Annotated in this window: 15 protein-coding genes and 1 pseudogene; 3 read left to right on the top strand and 13 right to left on the bottom strand. The window is 48.3% G+C overall.

The features are described 5' to 3' along the window. Positions 1 to 5: 5 nt before the first annotated feature. Positions 6 to 1,667, top strand: a complete 1,662-nt coding sequence (locus ACQ4MX_RS11690; protein ID WP_431090721.1) for a response regulator — start codon at positions 6 to 8, stop codon at positions 1,665 to 1,667. Here the strand turns inward: ACQ4MX_RS11690 and ACQ4MX_RS11695 are convergent. The 3 genes from ACQ4MX_RS11695 to ACQ4MX_RS11705 form a co-directional block, all read right to left on the bottom strand. After that, on the bottom strand, positions 1,597 to 2,184 hold the full coding sequence (locus ACQ4MX_RS11695) for a GNAT family N-acetyltransferase (RefSeq protein ID WP_431090723.1): 588 nt from the start codon (positions 2,182 to 2,184) through the stop codon (positions 1,597 to 1,599). The two genes, ACQ4MX_RS11690 and ACQ4MX_RS11695, sit on opposite strands and share 71 nt — an antisense overlap. Before the next feature lie 110 nt (positions 2,185 to 2,294). After that, a complete protein-coding gene (locus tag ACQ4MX_RS11700; RefSeq protein WP_431090724.1) occupies positions 2,295 to 3,419 on the bottom strand; it encodes an NADH-dependent flavin oxidoreductase in 1,125 nt (374 codons plus the stop codon). A 244-nt stretch (positions 3,420 to 3,663) separates the two neighbouring features. Beyond that, positions 3,664 to 4,611: a bile acid:sodium symporter family protein gene (locus ACQ4MX_RS11705; RefSeq protein ID WP_431090726.1), complete on the bottom strand. Its 948-nt coding sequence runs from the start codon at positions 4,609 to 4,611 to the stop codon at positions 3,664 to 3,666. A 210-nt stretch (positions 4,612 to 4,821) separates the two neighbouring features. On the opposite strand from ACQ4MX_RS11705, the gene ACQ4MX_RS11710 reads away from it, so the two are divergent. After that, a complete protein-coding gene (locus tag ACQ4MX_RS11710; RefSeq protein WP_431090727.1) occupies positions 4,822 to 5,583 on the top strand; it encodes a tryptophan-rich sensory protein in 762 nt (253 codons plus the stop codon). A gap of 84 nt (positions 5,584 to 5,667) precedes the next feature. On the opposite strand, the gene ACQ4MX_RS11715 is transcribed toward ACQ4MX_RS11710, so the two are convergent. From ACQ4MX_RS11715 to ACQ4MX_RS11745, 7 genes are all read right to left on the bottom strand, one after another. Beyond that, positions 5,668 to 6,048, bottom strand: coding sequence for a RidA family protein (locus ACQ4MX_RS11715; protein WP_014279543.1), 381 nt, complete (start codon positions 6,046 to 6,048; stop codon positions 5,668 to 5,670). 132 nt (positions 6,049 to 6,180) lie between these two features. Continuing rightward, the gene (locus tag ACQ4MX_RS11720) at positions 6,181 to 6,900 is read right to left on the bottom strand and encodes an NAD(P)H-binding protein (protein ID WP_431090729.1); all 720 of its coding nucleotides are present in this window, start codon (positions 6,898 to 6,900) and stop codon (positions 6,181 to 6,183) included. A 54-nt stretch (positions 6,901 to 6,954) separates the two neighbouring features. After that, entirely contained in the window at positions 6,955 to 8,400 is a 1,446-nt protein-coding gene (locus ACQ4MX_RS11725) for an ATP-binding protein (protein WP_431090730.1), read from the bottom strand. A gap of 174 nt (positions 8,401 to 8,574) precedes the next feature. Next, positions 8,575 to 10,077: an HD-GYP domain-containing protein gene (locus ACQ4MX_RS11730; RefSeq protein WP_431090732.1), complete on the bottom strand. Its 1,503-nt coding sequence runs from the start codon at positions 10,075 to 10,077 to the stop codon at positions 8,575 to 8,577. 901 nt (positions 10,078 to 10,978) lie between these two features. Further along, positions 10,979 to 11,287: a hypothetical protein gene (locus ACQ4MX_RS11735; RefSeq protein ID WP_431090734.1), complete on the bottom strand. Its 309-nt coding sequence runs from the start codon at positions 11,285 to 11,287 to the stop codon at positions 10,979 to 10,981. 103 nt (positions 11,288 to 11,390) lie between these two features. Then, positions 11,391 to 11,513, bottom strand: coding sequence for a hypothetical protein (locus tag ACQ4MX_RS11740; RefSeq protein ID WP_262384859.1), 123 nt, complete (start codon positions 11,511 to 11,513; stop codon positions 11,391 to 11,393). Positions 11,514 to 11,852: 339 nt separating this feature from the next. Next, positions 11,853 to 12,146, bottom strand: coding sequence for a hypothetical protein (locus ACQ4MX_RS11745; protein WP_431090735.1), 294 nt, complete (start codon positions 12,144 to 12,146; stop codon positions 11,853 to 11,855). Positions 12,147 to 12,316: 170 nt separating this feature from the next. Between ACQ4MX_RS11745 and ACQ4MX_RS11750 the strand changes: the two genes are divergently transcribed. Beyond that, positions 12,317 to 12,694, top strand: coding sequence for a VOC family protein (locus ACQ4MX_RS11750; protein WP_431090736.1), 378 nt, complete (start codon positions 12,317 to 12,319; stop codon positions 12,692 to 12,694). A 165-nt stretch (positions 12,695 to 12,859) separates the two neighbouring features. On the opposite strand, the pseudogene ACQ4MX_RS11755 reads toward ACQ4MX_RS11750, so the two are convergent. The 3 genes and pseudogenes from ACQ4MX_RS11755 to ACQ4MX_RS11765 all read right to left on the bottom strand — a co-directional run. Continuing rightward, a pseudogene (locus ACQ4MX_RS11755) lies at positions 12,860 to 14,832 on the bottom strand (CoA-disulfide reductase); the annotation flags it as partial. Positions 14,833 to 15,059: 227 nt separating this feature from the next. Further along, entirely contained in the window at positions 15,060 to 16,352 is a 1,293-nt protein-coding gene (locus ACQ4MX_RS11760) for a homocysteine synthase (protein ID WP_431090737.1), read from the bottom strand. Positions 16,353 to 16,504: 152 nt separating this feature from the next. Next, the gene (locus ACQ4MX_RS11765) at positions 16,505 to 17,116 is read right to left on the bottom strand and encodes a flavin reductase family protein (RefSeq protein WP_431091312.1); all 612 of its coding nucleotides are present in this window, start codon (positions 17,114 to 17,116) and stop codon (positions 16,505 to 16,507) included. Positions 17,117 to 17,196: the final 80 nt, after the last annotated feature.

Consider the following 17,196-nt stretch of genomic DNA (forward strand, 5'->3'; position numbering starts at 1 on the left):
CTGTCATGAAAGTGCTGATTGTGGATGATGAAAAGCATGTGCGCCATGCCATTCGAATGCTTGTACATTGGGAAGCTTGTGGCGTGACTGAGGTCATTGAAGCTGAGTCGGGCGATCAGGCGATTGAGGTCATCACCGCCTTTTCACCACCTGTTGTACTCACGGATATGCGGATGCCAGGCAAGGACGGGGTGGCCCTGATGGAGTGGATTCAGGTGAATTCCCCCGCGACCAGAGTCGTGGTGGTCAGCGGCTATGACGATTTTGAGCTGGTCCGGCAGGTCATCCGTCGGGGAGGCATGGACTATATTCTCAAGCCTGTGGACCCGGTGGAGATTAACGAGGCTTTAACCAAAGCCACTCAAGCCTGGCAGACAGCGGAGCAAGACCGGAACAGACACACGATGCAGGCCATTGAGGTGAACCGGATGAGGCCGCACTATGCCGACAAGCTCCTGACCGAGCTGGTGTCCGGCACGGCGAATACCCATCTTTCCATCACGCCTTTACGAGAGGAACTGCATCTTCCTGCGGCTATTCATATGTGCAATGCAGCGGTGATGAGCACCACTCAACTGGATGCCGATATACTGGACAAATACAAAACGCGGCACACGCTTCTGGGCTTTTCCCTGATTAACATCTGCAACGAGTTTCTCGGGAATTCCCAGACCGGGATTGCGTTCCGCCATCTGGAGCGTATGGACGAAATTATTCTGCTGTATTGGGGCGAACCGTCCCGCTGGCCGCTGCTCTTGCAGGATATACACACAGGGATAAGAACGGCGTTGCGGTGCTATATGCATATTGGAATTGGCTCTTTCGGTGCCTTTCCCGTGGCGGCGGCCACAGCCTACCAGGAAGCGCGGCAAGCATTGTGGAAACGGGATGTGCTGCAAGCCGCCGACTGGCTGCACCATAGCTCTCTTGCACGGCAAGCCGTACGTCTTCCCCAGCTTCCCGAGATGGAGGAGGAGCTGCGGCTTAGTGCGCTTAGCTGCAACGCCAGTCGTATAGCTGCGGCGGCAGGAGGCTGGATAGCAGCCGTAGCCGAGCTACCTTCGGTTACGGCAGAGCAACTAGTCGGCTGGAATCAGGAGCTGGACTGGATGCTGGCTCGCTGGCTGAATGACAGACCCGGAGATGCCGCAGGCGAGGAACTGGCAGACGAGCACAGCTCCATCCCTGCCCTGCCGATCGACAACCGGGGCTTGCTATCCCTGCCCCTATGGCAGAAGCAGGTTGAAAACCGACTGCTTGCAGCCGGGCAGGCCCTTACACCAAGCCATAGCCCAAGCAATCCTGTTATCCGTGATATCGCCCGCTATCTGGACGCTCATTACGATGAGGACATTTCCCTACAGGATATGGCGAGCCGTTTTTACCTCAGTCGGGAATATATCTCTCGTAAATTCAAGCAGGAATACGGCGTTAATCTGTCCGAGTATCTATGTCGGATCAGGATGGACAAAGCGAAGCTGCTGCTGTTAAACGACAAGCTACGCCTTCATCATATTGCCGGTATGGTTGGTTATCAGGACGAAAAATATTTTGGCAAGGTATTCAAAAAACTGGAGGGCATCACGCCCGGCGAGTTCAGAAAACGACATTCTGTAGATCCTCAGCCGTTAACGCATACAGCACATGATCTTCCCAGACACCATTAATCTTCAAATAGTTTATAGCCAGCCCTTCCCGGCGAAATCCGGCCTTTTCCATCACTCGATTGGATGGCGTATTTCTCGGCATAACCCCGGCCTGTATACGGTGCAATCCCAATTCATTGATGGCGTAACGTACAACATCCTTTACTGCTGAGGTGGCGTAGCCTTGTCCGTGATGTGCAGGATCTACGAAGTATCCCAGATTCGCATTTTGAAAAGGGCCTCTGGCTACGCCCGATAGCTCCATTCTGCCGATCAGTTTATCATTTTCCGGCAAAAAAAGTCCAAACGTATATCCCTGCCCGGCTTGAGCAGCCTCAAGGCCAATGGAGATCAGGCGGGCCTGTTCCTCCAGCGTAAAGTAAATTTCAGGCCGTTCCGGCTCAAATGGCTTAAGAAAATCAAAATTTTCGCGTCTAATCTCTAATAATCGTTCTGCATCACTTACTTGTAAAAGCCGAATCTGTAGCCCCGGATGGGTGGAAGTGATCAAACTTGCGCCATTGGATTCATTTAACATTGTCATTTCCCTTCTTTCTCTGTTTTTCGTATGCATGTATTTACAGGGCAGAAAAATACCCCAGGTGCATGAAAGCAACCCAGGGTATCCTCATCCATTTCATTCGAGATTTAGTCCGTAACAGGCATCCAGCCAGGCATCGTCGTCAACGCACCCCACAGGTAGTCCGGAATGACCAGCTCCTGTTGAGCTTGCTTGGACAATGTCGTGCGGATCGTATCTTCAGTACCGTGTTGCACCTTCTGAACCCATTGCGGTTCCATCAAAAGCGGACGTCCCAGTGAAACCAGCGGTACACCTGTCTCCAGTGCGCCGAGAGCTTCGTCAGGCGTATTCAGCGAGCCAACGCCCATGACAGGCACACGGTCGCCCACCTTTTCATGAATGATAACGGTACGGGATTGTTCTGCACTACGATCACGAATGGACCCGCCGAAGAAATGATTGACGGAAATGTGCAGGTAATCCAGACCTTGATCTGCCAAGCGGTCAACGAGTACCAACGTATCGTCTATTGTAATGCCCGGCGTGGTTCCTTCTTCGGGAGACAAGCGATATCCAAAAATGAAAGGCTGCTTCGCATACTCTGCGATCACTTTCTTCACTTCATGAACAATCGCCAGCGGGAAGGTCAAACGCTTCTCAAGGCTGCCTCCCCACTCATCGGTACGAAGATTGGAATGCGGAGAGAAGAACTGCTGTACCAGATATCCATTCGCTCCGTGAAGCTCCACACCGTCATAGCCCGCTTCAATCGCGCGGCGAGTAGCTTCGCCATAGGCACGGATAACGCGGTGAATATCATCGGTGGTCATTTCACGCGGAACAGGTGCGCCTTCTTTTTCCTCAGCAACCGCGCTTGCGCTGATCGGCTGTCCGTCCGGTATTTGATCCGGTGGGCACGAACGACCGCCATGATAAATTTGCAGAATCGCTTTTGCGCCCTCCTGATGAATCGTGTCAGCTAGACGGCGCAGGCTCGGAATCATTTCATCCTTGTCCGCACCAAACTCATTTACAAAGCCTTTACCATCTGGAGTCACGTACACGCAAGCGGTAATGACCGCACCTACACCGCCGGAACGTTCACGGTAGTAAGCCAACTCCTCGTCACTGACCGCACCATTTTCATGAGACGCAAAGTTGGTCATCGGTGCCATCGTAATACGGTTTTTCAACGTAACGCCGGATGGCAGAGTAAAAGCTTCAAATAACGGTTTATATTTCGGATTCATTTCGGTACTCTCTCCTTTAATGTAAGTCAGATCAAAACGAATATGGGCTGTTACCATGATGCCGAAAACGAATTCAAGGCAACTTTACTCTTATGAAGCATGTGTAATATTGCTTACTTAAATACAGTGGTTATAATAACCACAGTATAATGATCCGCTCATATAAAGTCAAATAAAACCCTTCTGATCCTCCCTAAACCATTCGGTGAGCCTGTACAATTCCAAGTGCCTGACAGCATTTTAGCTATCTCCCTGCTGTGCTGTCCTTTTCTTCCCGACGGGAAAACCAGGTCGCAAGAAGCGAGCCGGAAATATTGTGCCACACGCTGAAAATTGCACTCGGCACAGCGGCAATCGGATTAAAATGAGCCGCTGCCAGCGCAGCGCCCAACCCGGAATTTTGCATCCCTGTTTCCAGTGTAACGGCTTTGCGTTTAGACAGATTCATTCCGAACAGCTTGGCAAACCAATAACCGAGCAGGAACCCGATGCCGTTATGCAAAATCACCACAGCAAAAATAATCGGGCCGGTTTCCAAAATCTTGCCTCTGCTGCCTGCGACTACAATAGCCACGATCAGCACAATAGCCAGCGTCGATACGAGCGGCAGTGCCTTGACACTTGCTTCAGCCTGTTTACGGAACAGCGATTTGACGATAACCCCTAGCACAATCGGTACAATAACCACGACGAGAATATCCATAATTAGCGACTTTGCATCAATATTCATCCACCGTCCAGCAAGCAGGCTGATCATGGCCGGGGTTGCCAGTGGCGCGATCAGCGTCGACACCGAAGCAATGGATACTCCCAGCGCCACGTCGCCTTTTGATAAAAGGGTCATCACGTTGGACGCGGTGCCGCTTGGGCAACACCCTACCAAAATAACACCAACAGCAATATCTGGCGGTAGCTGCAATACCAGCGCTAACGCAAAAGCCAAAAACGGCATGATCAGATAATGCCCGACTACACCAATAGCCACATCAACCGGACGCCGGAATACTTCACGAAAATCAGCCGAGGACAGCGTCATCCCCATACCGAACATCACGATGCCAAGGAATAGCTGTATGTATCCTTTCAGTCCTGTAAACGCCGCAGGATAGAAAAATCCCAGACATGCAAATAAAAGTACCCAGATCGAAAAGGTTCCTCCTACGAACTTTCCCGCTTTTTCCAAACCATTCATCCCTCTTGTCTCCTTACTTCTAGTGGTTAAAATTTTTATCATTGGACTACATATGACATCATATACATACACCTTTTAATAAAATATTTGTAGCATGAAACTTTTCCCGGCAAGGACATATTTGGTAGAAAAGTGGGTATATTCATAGTAAAAGATGGTGACCAGTCGGTCATTCCACGGTTCATCATTTATAGAGAAGGAGATGCCCCTATGTCACGAACCCATCCATTCAAGTGGTGGAATACCATTGCATTTATTGCTGTCATCGTTGTTAACATTCTGGCTTCCACACTTCCCATCGGCGGAAGAAGCACTGCTGCCGTATCCAATATGTATCCTACCCTGCTGACACCTGCGGGTTATGCCTTTTCCATCTGGTCGGTTATCTACTTGCTGCTTGCCTGCTTTGTTGTGTATCAGGCCACATCGGCAGGACAAACCAAGACGAGCGTTCAGTCTAACGGTTTTTTCTTTATTTTAAGCTGTATCTTCAACATGATCTGGATTTTTTTGTGGCAGTATGTATATGTAGAGTTGTGTGTGATCGTCATTATCCTGTACTTGCTCTCTCTGGCTGTCGTATATGTGCGTACTCGTACGCCGCAACCAACCCTCGGGGAAATGTGGTTCGTCAAGCTGCCGTTCAGTCTGAACCTTGGCTGGGTATCCGTCGCTACCATCATCAACATCACGGTGGCACTGGAAAAGAACGAGTGGAACGGCTGGGGACTCAGCGATACCACATGGGCGGTCATCGTCCTGTTCATTGGCACCGTGCTTGCTATCATGGTCAGCTTTCCATATCGTGACAGCATTTATCCACTTGTGTTCGTGTGGGCTTATGTCGCCATCGCCATCGCCATCAAGCATCCGGACAATGAAAACGTGCGGCTGGCTGCATTCATTCTGGCCGCAATCATCCTGGTGTACTCGCTTTGGCTGTTCTTTGCCCGTAACCGGGACCGGGACTAAAGGAATCACATATACCACACGCATAAAAGAACTTCCATTTCCACATCAAGTGTGGATTTTGGAAGTTCTTTTGTATTCCTTAGCCTATTCGCCCTTCAAGGCGATAACTTCAATCTCCACCAGTGCATCCTTCGGCAGACGAGCTACCTCCACCGCACTACGAGCCGGATACGGTTGCTCGAAGAAAGAGCTGTATACTTCATTTACGCTGACAAAGTCGTTCATATCTTTCAGGAATACGGTCGCTTTCACGACTTGGTTCAGGCTGCTTCCAGCTGCTTCCAGAATAGCTTGTACGTTGCTCAAGGACAGACGAGCCTGCTCCTGTACATCTTTACCGAACTCACCTGTTGCCGGATTCAGTCCAAGCTGTCCTGAAGTGTAAATAAAACCACCCGCCTCTACAGCCTGGCTATAGGGTCCGATAGCGCCAGGCGCTTTTTCAGTAGCAATTGTTTTTTTCATATGGGTTGGATGCTCCTTCCTGATACTGGTTCTCCGTATTATAGCACGGGAAGTCCAAAGCCACTATTACGCATGAATGGATTACCGCATAACAGGCCCCCCAAGGTACCCTGTTATGGTTGTGCTTTAATTTTACACATTTTTATCGGCACCCGTTTTTGTTTCGGGTTCATCCTCACCGGGTGTCAGCTCAGCTCCGATGACGCGAATGATATCATTCGGATAAATATGTACACCGCTCGCATGCGCGAGAGCGATTCGTACCATAGCCCGCGCGATCACCGAAGCCGGGATGGCGCGGTAGGAAGCCAGTTTGCCTGTCATCACGCCATCCAGTGCCTTCATGACGACAGCAGCAGCGGCTTCGCCAAAACGACGTTCCGGCCTCGTGCCCAAAATCAGCGACGGACGAAACAAATGCAACGCAGGCAATCCAATAGCGGCAAGCGCCTCCTCAGCCTCTCCCTTTGTACGATTGTAAAACACGCGCGAATCCGGGTCCGCCCCCATCGAGGAGATGGCGAGCATCTGCACCGCACCGGCCTCTTTGCCCAACCGGGCGGTCAGAACCGGATAGTCCAGATCCACCTGACGAAACTGCTCCTTGGAGCCAGCCTTTTTCATCGTCGTCCCGAGGCAGCAAAAAACATCACCAACCCCCTCGAAGGCGGATGCCGCTTCCTGCGGCTGCTCCCAGTCGATGAGTGCCTGCTCCAGCTTGGGATGCTTGATTTCCAGCGCACGTCTGCCCACAACCATGACGCGGCTGTATTCCTTTTGCACCAGCAGCTCCCGTACAACATAACCCCCGACAAGCCCCGTTGCACCCACAACGACCGCTTTACGCTCCACGATAGACCTCCTTATGCCTGTCACCTGTAACGCACCTGCTCCTGCACTTGTTTACTAGGCTAATTTAAACGGCTGTTCGCCCGCCTCCCTGCTTTCAGACGGACACATGGGCAGGTACAGGGAAAAGATGCTTCCCTTGCCCTCCTCACTCTCCAAACGTATAAAACCGCCCAACAAGCGGGATAAATCACGGCTGATCGATAGTCCCAGCCCGGTTCCTCCATATTTGCGGTTAATGGAACCGTTCGCCTGCTGGAATGCCTCAAAAATAACATGCTGCTGAAGCTTGGAAATACCGATGCCCGTATCTTTTACCGCGATTACAACCCAATCTCCCTCCTGCCCCTTTCGTTCCAGATGCTGACTGCTGATTTCCAGCAATACACGTCCCTCATGAGTGAACTTAAAAGCATTAGATAACAAGTTGCGCAAAATTTGCTGTACACGTTTGGGATCGGATCGAATTTCATCCGGTATATCGCCATGCTCGTTCAAGCTGAATTCAAGCTTCTTGTCCTTGGCAGTGACTTCAAAATGCATCATCATCACCTGCGCAATCTCGCGCACGCTGACCGGCTCACTGACGATTTCCATCCGCCCCGCCTCGACTTTGGACAAGTCCAGAATGTCATTGATCAACTGGAGTAAATCATGCCCCGAGGCATAAATCAGCTCGCTATACTGGTAAAGCTCGTCCTCATCCAGTTCTTTTCCCTGCTCGTTGATGATCTGCGCCAGATTAATAATGCTATTAAGTGGTGTACGCAGCTCATGCGACATCGTTGCCATAAAATCCGATTTATATTGGGAAGCCACCATTAACTGTCTGGCCCGTTCTTCCAAAATGATTTTCGTCTTCTGTAACTCATCGCGTTGTTCCGATAATAGCTGATTCGCCTGTATAATCTGATAATTACGCATCTGCTCCATCTGAAAATCACGTAAAATCAGCGCAAATAAAAAGCTGAGTACAATGCCAATAGGCAGAGTGAGAGGAACAACCTCCGCCACATAATAGCGCCATGGAATGACGCCCAGAAAGGCAATATTCAACGTATTTACGATATTAACCGCTAAAATAGTCAACGATGCCTTAATAATCAGACGGCAGGTGGAACGGCGCATCCAGTAGTTCAATCCGGCGCATAGCACGCCCAGAATGCTCATATTCAGAAAGCCGACCCACGCCGCCATATTCACCCCGAAGGTAAACCTTGTAAGCCCAATCGCTACCCCGATAATAATAAGCGTATAGGAACGGGGATACACCAACGCCGCGATAATCAACGGAACAAAGCGCAGGTCAAAAATAACCGTCTCACTAAAGTTAAAACCGAAGCAAGAGCTAACCCATCCGCCAAATACCACCAGCAGTACCGAGCTGATATATTTAAATCGCGAAGAGGTACGACTCAACCCATATTTATAAATCACGTTCGCCACATAGGCAACGGCAATCAGCATCCCCAGATTCATTAGAAACATCATTGAAAACTGCATGGACTCACACTCCCATAGCGCGAAAAATTGGATGCCAGGCCTATGCTGACCGCTTTTGCTTTTCTCGTATATCATAACATGAAGCTTCAGCTTTCGACATGTCAAAAGATACGTACATCCCTATATAAAAAAAGCGAACCGCAACGGCTCGCCTGGTGGATATACAGTATAGGGTCAACTCATGATGCCTTTGTTCCGGCGCCATTCATCGACAAATAATTCGGCAAAGTAAGGGTCCCACTGGGTTCCTTTTCCGTCTTCCAATATCATAACCGCTTTTTCTTTCTGCATACCCTTCCGGTATGGGCGGTCAGACGTCATCGCATCATACGCATCCGCTACCGCAATGATCCGTCCAAATAGCGGGATATCCTCCCCGCAGAGCTGATCTGGATATCCTTTGCCATCATAACGTTCATGGTGCGAACGCACGCCGGGCAAATAAGGAGCCATGGCATCGGCCGGCTCCACCTGGCGGAGAATGCTTTCTCCCATGACCGGGTGCATTTTAATCTGGTCAAATTCCTCGTCCGTCAGCTTGCCATCCTTGAGCAGCACGGCATCGGCTACGCCGATTTTGCCGATATCATGCAGTAATGCCGTTTTGCGCAAAAGGTCGAGCTCCGTCTCGTTCAAGCCGCCCCTTCGCCCAATAATCACCGAGTATTCAGCCACACGCAAAGAATGTCCTGCGGTATAAGCGTCCCTCGCATCCAGTGCTGCCGCCAAGGTGGCGAAATAACTTTCCTGTAGCTGACTGTTTTTGTCTTCCCGTTCCTTCAATCCCTCGACCATGATGTTAAAGCCTTCAACCAGCTTCGCAAATTCGTCAGAGTACAAATCGCTAGCCTTATCGTTCAGGCGGCCTTCCCTTACTTCATTCATCTTTTCCAGCAAATGGTGAATTGGCTGCTCAATCTCACGGGTTAACAGCCATCCTCCCAGATAAGCAAAGGCCACACCAAATAGTAAAATCGTGCCCGCCCATACCCAATAGGAGCTGGAAAGCGTCTCATCCAGACGTTCCAGCCGAATCTGCGTAGCCAGGCAAAACAAAAACAGCGGAAAAGCACCAATCAACGTTGCACTCAGCTGAAATTTGTGCCGGAGCGATAGTAATACCCGTCCCCGAAGCGATATGTTAATTCCATATTTCTGATAAGTTCGGTCTCTAATTTCTATCAGCAACGGACGGATCGCCCTCATCGTCAGGAAAAATTCAATCATCGCGTGCATCGAAGCAACCAGACAAGCCCCTATACAGGCAATTCCCACATAATAGAAGGGCAGGGTGAGCTGTCTGGTATGAATCATCCATATGGCCATACCAGCTGCCGGGATGGAAAAACCGAGCAAATGCGGTCCCATAATACGTAACACAGACAGAATAGGCAGACGGTGAATCCGTATATACATCGCTTCTACATCCTCGAACGTCGTCCGCTTATTCAGAAAAAAGTGACGAACTGGTCCCAGATGCATCCTAAATACCAGCGTTTCGCAAACAATCATAATAATACTGGAAAAAGCAATGATCTTCATAAGACCTAAAAATTCATAATGGGCTACATTTAACGTGGAAAATATAAAGATCGCGCCTACCAACAGAACAGCTATAAACGAACCTATAATATAGTTCAGGATAACATGCTGAATAAAACGCTTATAGATCGGCAAAATGCTACCCCTCTTTTCATCCGTACACTCACAAAACATCTTGTTTATTCAATATCGGAGTCCAGTGGGCAAAAGTTAACCTTCTTGCTTGAGCAATCTGCACAAATCCTATAAGCAAATTTTAATCAACCATATATAGACTGAAAAACTTAATTCGTCTATATATTTCACCCTATACTCCCTCTTATTATACCCTTCGCAATATCTTTTAAATAGGATGACCTTTTCATAGTTTTTACCCATATTAATCGGCTTTCTGGAGCACTAATACACTTTCATCCTGCATTTTTTTCTAATCTGTCATCAAAAAAACCAAAAATTCCTTGCATTTTAGAATCGTTCTTGCTATACTATTAAAGTATGTATTAAACCCCATAGGATTCCGCGCAACAAGCTATACTCCTAATCACCGCATGGAGCTTCTCCAAATTTTATGTATAACCCTAATGTAGAATTTTGAGCTTTTGCCGAAGATTTTCACATTCACACTGGCGCGGTCATCGGAGCCGCAAGGACGAAAGAGAGGTAGGGCTTTTGTCGTTTGGAAAATGAGCAGTGGAATCGGACTGCCCCTTATGAACATGCTGACCATATTATGCAAGGCAGCAGGGGTTGAATATATATTATGCCGTCGAACCATGAAGTTCGAGCAGGCCGTGCAGTTCACGCAAGCTGCACCCATCCTCCGGATGATCCCCGGGGGATTTTTAATGTACATAGGTATTCTGTTAAGCACCATCGAAAGCATCTATAGCCAAAAAAATGACCCTGCCAATACATCGGCAGGGTCTATAGCTTGATCAAAAAGGGGTTAATAAGGTCATTATAGTCACTCTTTCTTAAAACTAAATGATATGCACCTTAAAAACTCATTAATTTTTTTCCAGCTTTGAGTTCTACTTTAATAATTCGTCCAGTATTCTGTGCCGCCCTGCGGCGTGGTTGGAGTAGTTGTGCGCCCTGTTTCCGGGCGGGTGAACCTATCCGTTGAAGGACGCTCCCACCCTTCCAGCAAAACCACATGCTGAGTACTGGAGTTATTTTCCCATGTAATATAACGCTCCTGTTCCATATGCCGCAAAGCGGCTGTAATCTCGCTGTCCCTCTTCCCCGTTTTGACGGTCAATTCCGTCATCGTCGGCATATGGCGATGCTGGGCAAAATAGTTATACAAAATCCGTAACAGCTTTCGTTCCAAATCAGGCAACATCGTCTTTCCTCCCACTATAAAGAACATATGTTCCCATTATAACACATAAAAATGCACCCTCCTACTGGAAGCTGCATTTTGGACTTTTACGTCCGTTTCAAATTCAGTTTTTTTCTTTCTCCTGACGACCAACAGAACGCAGCCACCAAACAATTCCACCCACGCTTCCTAGTGCAAGAACCGTCAGGAAAATAATATAGAACAGATGAAATCCACGATCACTCATGGCAATCGCCTCCTTACTATATGTATACACTTCCCAACTAATCCTGTAAACCTCTTTTTGGAGCCCAGCTCTATTTTTTCCAAACACTCCACAACAGGTATCTTCTTGAGGTAAATCGGTACATGCTAATTAAATATGGTTAATACCAAATAAGAGACAGACCAAGGAGGGTATCGAATATGAAATTTCTATTGATCGTCATCATCGTCGTGCTGGTTGTTGTATTGTTCATGAGAAGACGCAGATAAACGGAGACATCCCGCATTGTTGAAAAAAGGATACAAAAAGGGCTTTCGGCCAAAGACCAAAAGCCCTTTTTCATCTGAGGTTAAGGCTGAATTACGCCTTGTTTTTCTTGCTATATTTAATGAAAGCAATCACAATCGTCACGGCAAACAATATTCCAGTAACTACCCAAGTTGTTAAAAATGCCATGTGCGAACCAACATTAGCTCCCATCGTCGGGTGCTTCATCGCTGTAAATACTGAACCTTGCACCATAAATATCGTACAAAATAAAACGATGGGCACCAAAAGAATTGTACTCGCAGTCCTCCGGTTACCTGATACCGCAATCACGCTTAGAGCGGAAATTACCAAAATCACAAAATATATAGTCGCTTCCCACAGCATAGAAGTGCTCACCGTCCGATCTTTTTTCTATCCATTTGTAAATGTCACTTCTATTGTAACAGACGTCACACAGTGAACCAAGCCATAATTTGAAATGAAAAGGGGTAAATCCTGCCGGCAACGTAAATAATGTATAGTAACTACATAAAGGCCCCAAAGGAGATGAACCCATGAGAAGTGCAAGTCCCTTTGTCATTGTGAACGATGTCCAGCAAACGGTGGATTACTATCAGTCTGTTTTGGGCGGAGAAATTAAAGTACTGAACAAGCAGGAAGACAAGCTTTTACACGCTGAGCTTCACTTGGGCAGCAGTCACATCCATTTTTCCGATTCCTACGGTAAACCGCTAAAAGCGCAACATGTACAAATCATTCTCGATTTTGACAGCGAAGAGGAGCTTAAGCAGGCTTACCATGCACTGGCGGAAAAAGGTACCGTTGACGTAGAGCTTCAAGATACTTTTTTTGGTGCCCTGCATGGCGAAGTGACAGACCATCTCAATCACATTGGTTGGGTTATGAACTATTTTAAAAACCGCCGTCCTTGATCTGTTGTACAAATAACCACAAGTCTCTTTCATTTGCACGGCTGAAAACGAGCCATTGTAGGACACAAAACCTGGCAGATTCCAAGCAAAAAAGGACAGCATCGGCGCTGTCCTGCTTGTATTCTTCTACCACCACTAACGACCGTTAATAGCAGATGGCTTGCCAGAACCTTTGCGTACCACAGCCTTAACCTTGTCTTGGGACACTCCCAAAGATTCCAACGTATTCCCGGTTTTGAGGCACCACGCTTCAATATCTCTCGCAAAACCGAAATCGGTTGCGGTAACCTCCAGCTTTTGCCCTTCTTCCAGTGTCTTAACAGCTTCATATACCTTGAGAATAGGACCCGGACATTGCAACCCACAGGCATCCAGCAGAGTAATTTCTGTGTCGGGGCTTACGGCTTCTTCCGCAACTCTCGAAGGAACGCCGGACCCGTCTTTAGCTTCCTCGTCCAGTTCACCCCCTGTAGGCAGATCATAATCAGAATCCCGTTCAGCCATAACTGAATACGTCTTGTAGCCACCATCAACGTTTCTCACCTGATAACATATTGGGTCAGTATTCTGGCCGCAATATAACCCCGCAAACCGACCTGGCAGGATACCGCGATCTCCAGATCACGAGGGATTTCTGACATCCGTTCTCTCAGCTCCGGCAAAGGAATATGGATAGAACCCGGAATGACTCCTGCTTGCAGCTCCACCTCATCCCTTACATCAATAATGACACCACCGTTGTGGTAAAAGTCATCGACTTCATGCCATTGCATCGTTTGGACCAGCCCATCTATTATATTCGAAGCCACATAACCAGCCATATTGACAGGATCTTTAGCCGAAGAATATGGGGGAGCATAGGCAAGTTCGATATCAGCCAGCTCACGCACCTCCAAATGCCCACGCATGGCCGTCGCAATCACATCAATCCTTTTGTCTACTCCGTCGGCTCCAACGGCCTGTGCCCCGTATATCATTCCCGTCTCCGGGCTAAAGAGCAGCTTCATAGAGATTGGCGATGCCCCGGGATAATAACCCGCATGCGAACCGGGATGAATATGAATAGCCTTATAGGGAACGCCCAGCCGTAGCAATGTTTTTTCGTTATTGCCTGTCGATGCTGCTGTCAAGGCAAAGGTCTTAATCACGGACGTTCCGAGCGCGCCATCATAAGAAATGGCCTGACCATTCATATGATCCGCCACCAGGCGCCCCTGCCGATTGGCTCCCCAAGCCATCGATACCATGGTCGCAAAACCGTGATTGCGGTCTTTGACCTGAATGGCGTCTCCTACCGCATAAATGGCCGGATCACTAGTTTGCAGTTGGGCGTTCACTTGAATAGCCCCGCGAAAACCAAGCTCCAATCCACTTTGCTTGGCCAGTTCATTTTCGGGAACAACACCAATCGCCAGAATAACCAAATCCGTCTGAAGCACATCTCCCGAAGCTAAAAGGAGCCGTGTACCCTGATCTGCAAAAGCCGCGACCCCTTCCTTTAAGCGCACCTCCACTCCGTTCAGCTTCATATGCTGTTCTACCAGTTTAGCCATTTCAGGATCTAGCGGATTAAGCAATTGTTCTCCCTGGTCGATAATCGTTACCGCAAGTCCACGCTCCCGCAGATTCTCAGCCATTTCCAGCCCGATAAATCCACCGCCGATTACAGTAGCATGTCGCGGGTGCTTTTCATCTACATATGCCTTAATCACGTCCGTATCAGGAATATTTCTTAGCGTGAATAGATTAGTAGCTTCGTTTAATCCGGGAATATCCGGTATCATCGGTTTGGCCCCTGGGGACAAAACCACCAAGTCGTACGGTTGCTCCCCCATTGTTCCTGTTATTACATCACGGAAGCGGATGAGCTTCTGCTCCCGGTCTATTTCTATAACTTCGGTAAATACCCGTACATCTATATTAAAACGTTCTCGAATCCCTTGAGGTGTCTGGAGGAACAGCTTCTCCCGCGCACGGATCGTCTCGCCAATATAGTAAGGAAGTCCACAGTTTGCAAAAGAAACATGCTCTCCGCGTTCAAACATTATAATCTCGTCTTCCTCATTCCATCTACGCAATCTTGCCGCCGCAGAAGCTCCACCTGCTACCCCGCCAATAATAACTATTTTTCTGCTCATTTCTTCCCCTCCTCATATACCCTATGGGGTATAATATATACCTGAGGGGGTATGTTGTCAACGCTATTTATTCATGACATGGACGCAAAAAAGTGGAGGTTGCCCCCCACCCGATTAACCACAGATCGAAAACCAATCTGGATTGAAAAACCACTTACGGAATCCTGCACGAATGCTCTGTCACACTTTGCTGAACAAGCCCACGACTCTGGACTCTGCTAACTTAACTACTGCTGGCTGGCCGCGATCGCCTGCTCCAAATCGTACAAAATATCGTCTATCGCTTCCGTCCCGACAGACAAACGCAACAGCTCTGGCTTGACTCCAGCAGCAACCTGTTCCTCCGCATTTAACTGCTGATGTGTTGTGCTAGCCGGATGAATGATTAGAGATTTGGAATCACCTACATTCGCCAGATGCGAAAATAGCTTCACATTTTCAATCAGCTTGCTTCCCGCCTGACTGCCGCCCTTAATGCCGAAAGTCAGGATCGCCCCTTGCCCTTTCGGCAAGTATTTTTGGGCTAATTCGTAGGATGGATGGCTTGGCAATCCAGTGTAGCTGACCCACTCCACATCCTTGTGGCTTTCGAGATATTGCGCTACCTTCAAAGCATTCTGGCTATGTCTTTCCAGCCGCAGATGGAGTGTCTCCAAGCCCTGAAGCAGCAACCATGAGTTGAACGGTGAAATAGCTGCCCCCAGATCACGCAGCAGTTGTAACCGCGCCTTGATAATATATGCAATAGGCCCCACCGCCTCGGTGTATACAACCCCGTGATAGCTCGGGTCTGGCTCGGTCAGTCCCGGGAAACGGCCGCTTGCTTTCCAGTCAAACTTGCCGCTGTCTACGATCACCCCACCAATGGACGTTCCGTGTCCGCCAATGAATTTCGTCGCAGAATGCACGACAATATCCGCTCCGTATTCAATGGGACGCAATAAGTACGGGCTTGGGAACGTGTTATCTACAATTAACGGAATACCGTATTCATGCGCAGTCGCTGCTACAGCTTCCACATCCAGCACATTGCCCTGTGGATTGCCAATCGTTTCGGCAAATAACGCCTTCGTTTTATCCGTAATGGCTTTGCGGAAGTTCTCCGGGTCATCCGAATCCACAAAATGCACCTTAATGCCCAGCTTCGGCAGCGTCGTGGAAAACAAATTATATGTACCGCCATATAGACTGGATGCCGACACAATTTCATCCCCTGCTCCCGCAATGTTCAGGATGGAAAAGGAAATGGCTGCTGCTCCCGAAGCCGTTGCCAACGCGCCAGCCCCTCCCTCCAGAGCTGCGATCCGCTGCTCGAACACATCCGTGGTCGGATTCATCAGGCGCGTATAAATGTTGCCGAACTCTTTTAGCGAAAACAAATCAGCCGCATGCTCGGCATCCCGAAATCCATACGAGGTGGTTTGGTATAACGGAACGGCGCGGGCAAAAGTAGTAGGATCAATTTGTTGTCCGGCATGGACAGCGAGAGTTTCGAATGACAGCTTGCGATCTTCTGACATGGTTATTTCCTCCCTTGTTATACGTGCTGTATGAATCTTCTCTTTCTGTATGCGCAATCATGAATGATTTTTCAATCATTCTCGCACAAAAAGAACGATTTGGGAAGATAATTCTCATTATTCAGGTAGGAAATCATAAATTTTCTAAAACATCAGGTTTCAGACCGGAAGGTTTTGCCCAACTGCTCACCAAGGCCGAAATAATGGCGGAAGTTATAGATGAGTGGGCTCCACTTTGCCGGATCAATGTGGTTATCACCGAGGATCATATCCTGATGAACGTGCACCTGTACAGCTTGGGTTTCAACGATTGCAAAATAAGGAGAATGATCAGGAATCCGTACATCCTTCACCTTGGCTTCAATTTGAATAGGGGAATCCCTAATTCGAGCGGGCTTGACCACATTAGAGTCAATCGAAGTTAGTCCGCTAATCTCATACTTGTCTTTCTGATAGGTAAAGCCATTTTGTTGCTTATCCTCGGGTACGGGATTTTTGCCCGTGTAGGGGGCCAACCGCTCCACATGCTCCCATAAGGCAGGTCCCGGAATATTAATCACACATTCGGGATGCCGCTTCATATTTTCAAATGCTTTCCCACCTATTCCAATACCCAGTACGACACAATCTCCCAATGCCCATGAGGAGGAAATAGGGCTGATATTGGTCGTTCCATCCTCATTCAGCGTGTTGAGTAAAATCACAGGGGTTCCATAATATAAAATGCTAGGTTTAATCGTTTTGATGTCTGGGCTGAAATTCATCTGATTTATTTGATTTATTTGATTTATTTGATTTATTTGGTCCATTATCTCTTCTCCTTCTGTTCAGATCTGCCTCCTTA

This window comes from Paenibacillus sp. 8b26 (assembly GCF_050626875.1).
In the GTDB taxonomy this organism is placed as follows: Bacteria; Bacillota; Bacilli; order Paenibacillales; family Paenibacillaceae; genus Paenibacillus.

Bases quoted from the DNA above. Each gene is read 5' to 3' on its own strand.
- ACQ4MX_RS11690 (WP_431090721.1), top strand. From the start codon at position 6: ATGAAAGTGCTGATTGTGGATGATGAAAAGCATGTGCGCCATGCCATT.
- ACQ4MX_RS11695 (WP_431090723.1), bottom strand. From the start codon at position 2,184: ATGTTAAATGAATCCAATGGCGCAAGTTTGATCACTTCCACCCATCCG.
- ACQ4MX_RS11700 (WP_431090724.1), bottom strand. From the start codon at position 3,419: ATGAATCCGAAATATAAACCGTTATTTGAAGCTTTTACTCTGCCATCC.
- ACQ4MX_RS11705 (WP_431090726.1), bottom strand. From the start codon at position 4,611: ATGAATGGTTTGGAAAAAGCGGGAAAGTTCGTAGGAGGAACCTTTTCG.
- ACQ4MX_RS11710 (WP_431090727.1), top strand. From the start codon at position 4,822: ATGTCACGAACCCATCCATTCAAGTGGTGGAATACCATTGCATTTATT.
- ACQ4MX_RS11715 (WP_014279543.1), bottom strand. From the start codon at position 6,048: ATGAAAAAAACAATTGCTACTGAAAAAGCGCCTGGCGCTATCGGACCC.
- ACQ4MX_RS11725 (WP_431090730.1), bottom strand. From the start codon at position 8,400: ATGCAGTTTTCAATGATGTTTCTAATGAATCTGGGGATGCTGATTGCC.
- ACQ4MX_RS11735 (WP_431090734.1), bottom strand. From the start codon at position 11,287: ATGTTGCCTGATTTGGAACGAAAGCTGTTACGGATTTTGTATAACTAT.
- ACQ4MX_RS11740 (WP_262384859.1), bottom strand. From the start codon at position 11,513: ATGAGTGATCGTGGATTTCATCTGTTCTATATTATTTTCCTGACGGTT.
- ACQ4MX_RS11745 (WP_431090735.1), bottom strand. From the start codon at position 12,146: ATGCTGTGGGAAGCGACTATATATTTTGTGATTTTGGTAATTTCCGCT.
- ACQ4MX_RS11750 (WP_431090736.1), top strand. From the start codon at position 12,317: ATGAGAAGTGCAAGTCCCTTTGTCATTGTGAACGATGTCCAGCAAACG.
- ACQ4MX_RS11760 (WP_431090737.1), bottom strand. From the start codon at position 16,352: ATGTCAGAAGATCGCAAGCTGTCATTCGAAACTCTCGCTGTCCATGCC.
- ACQ4MX_RS11765 (WP_431091312.1), bottom strand. From the start codon at position 17,116: ATGAATTTCAGCCCAGACATCAAAACGATTAAACCTAGCATTTTATAT.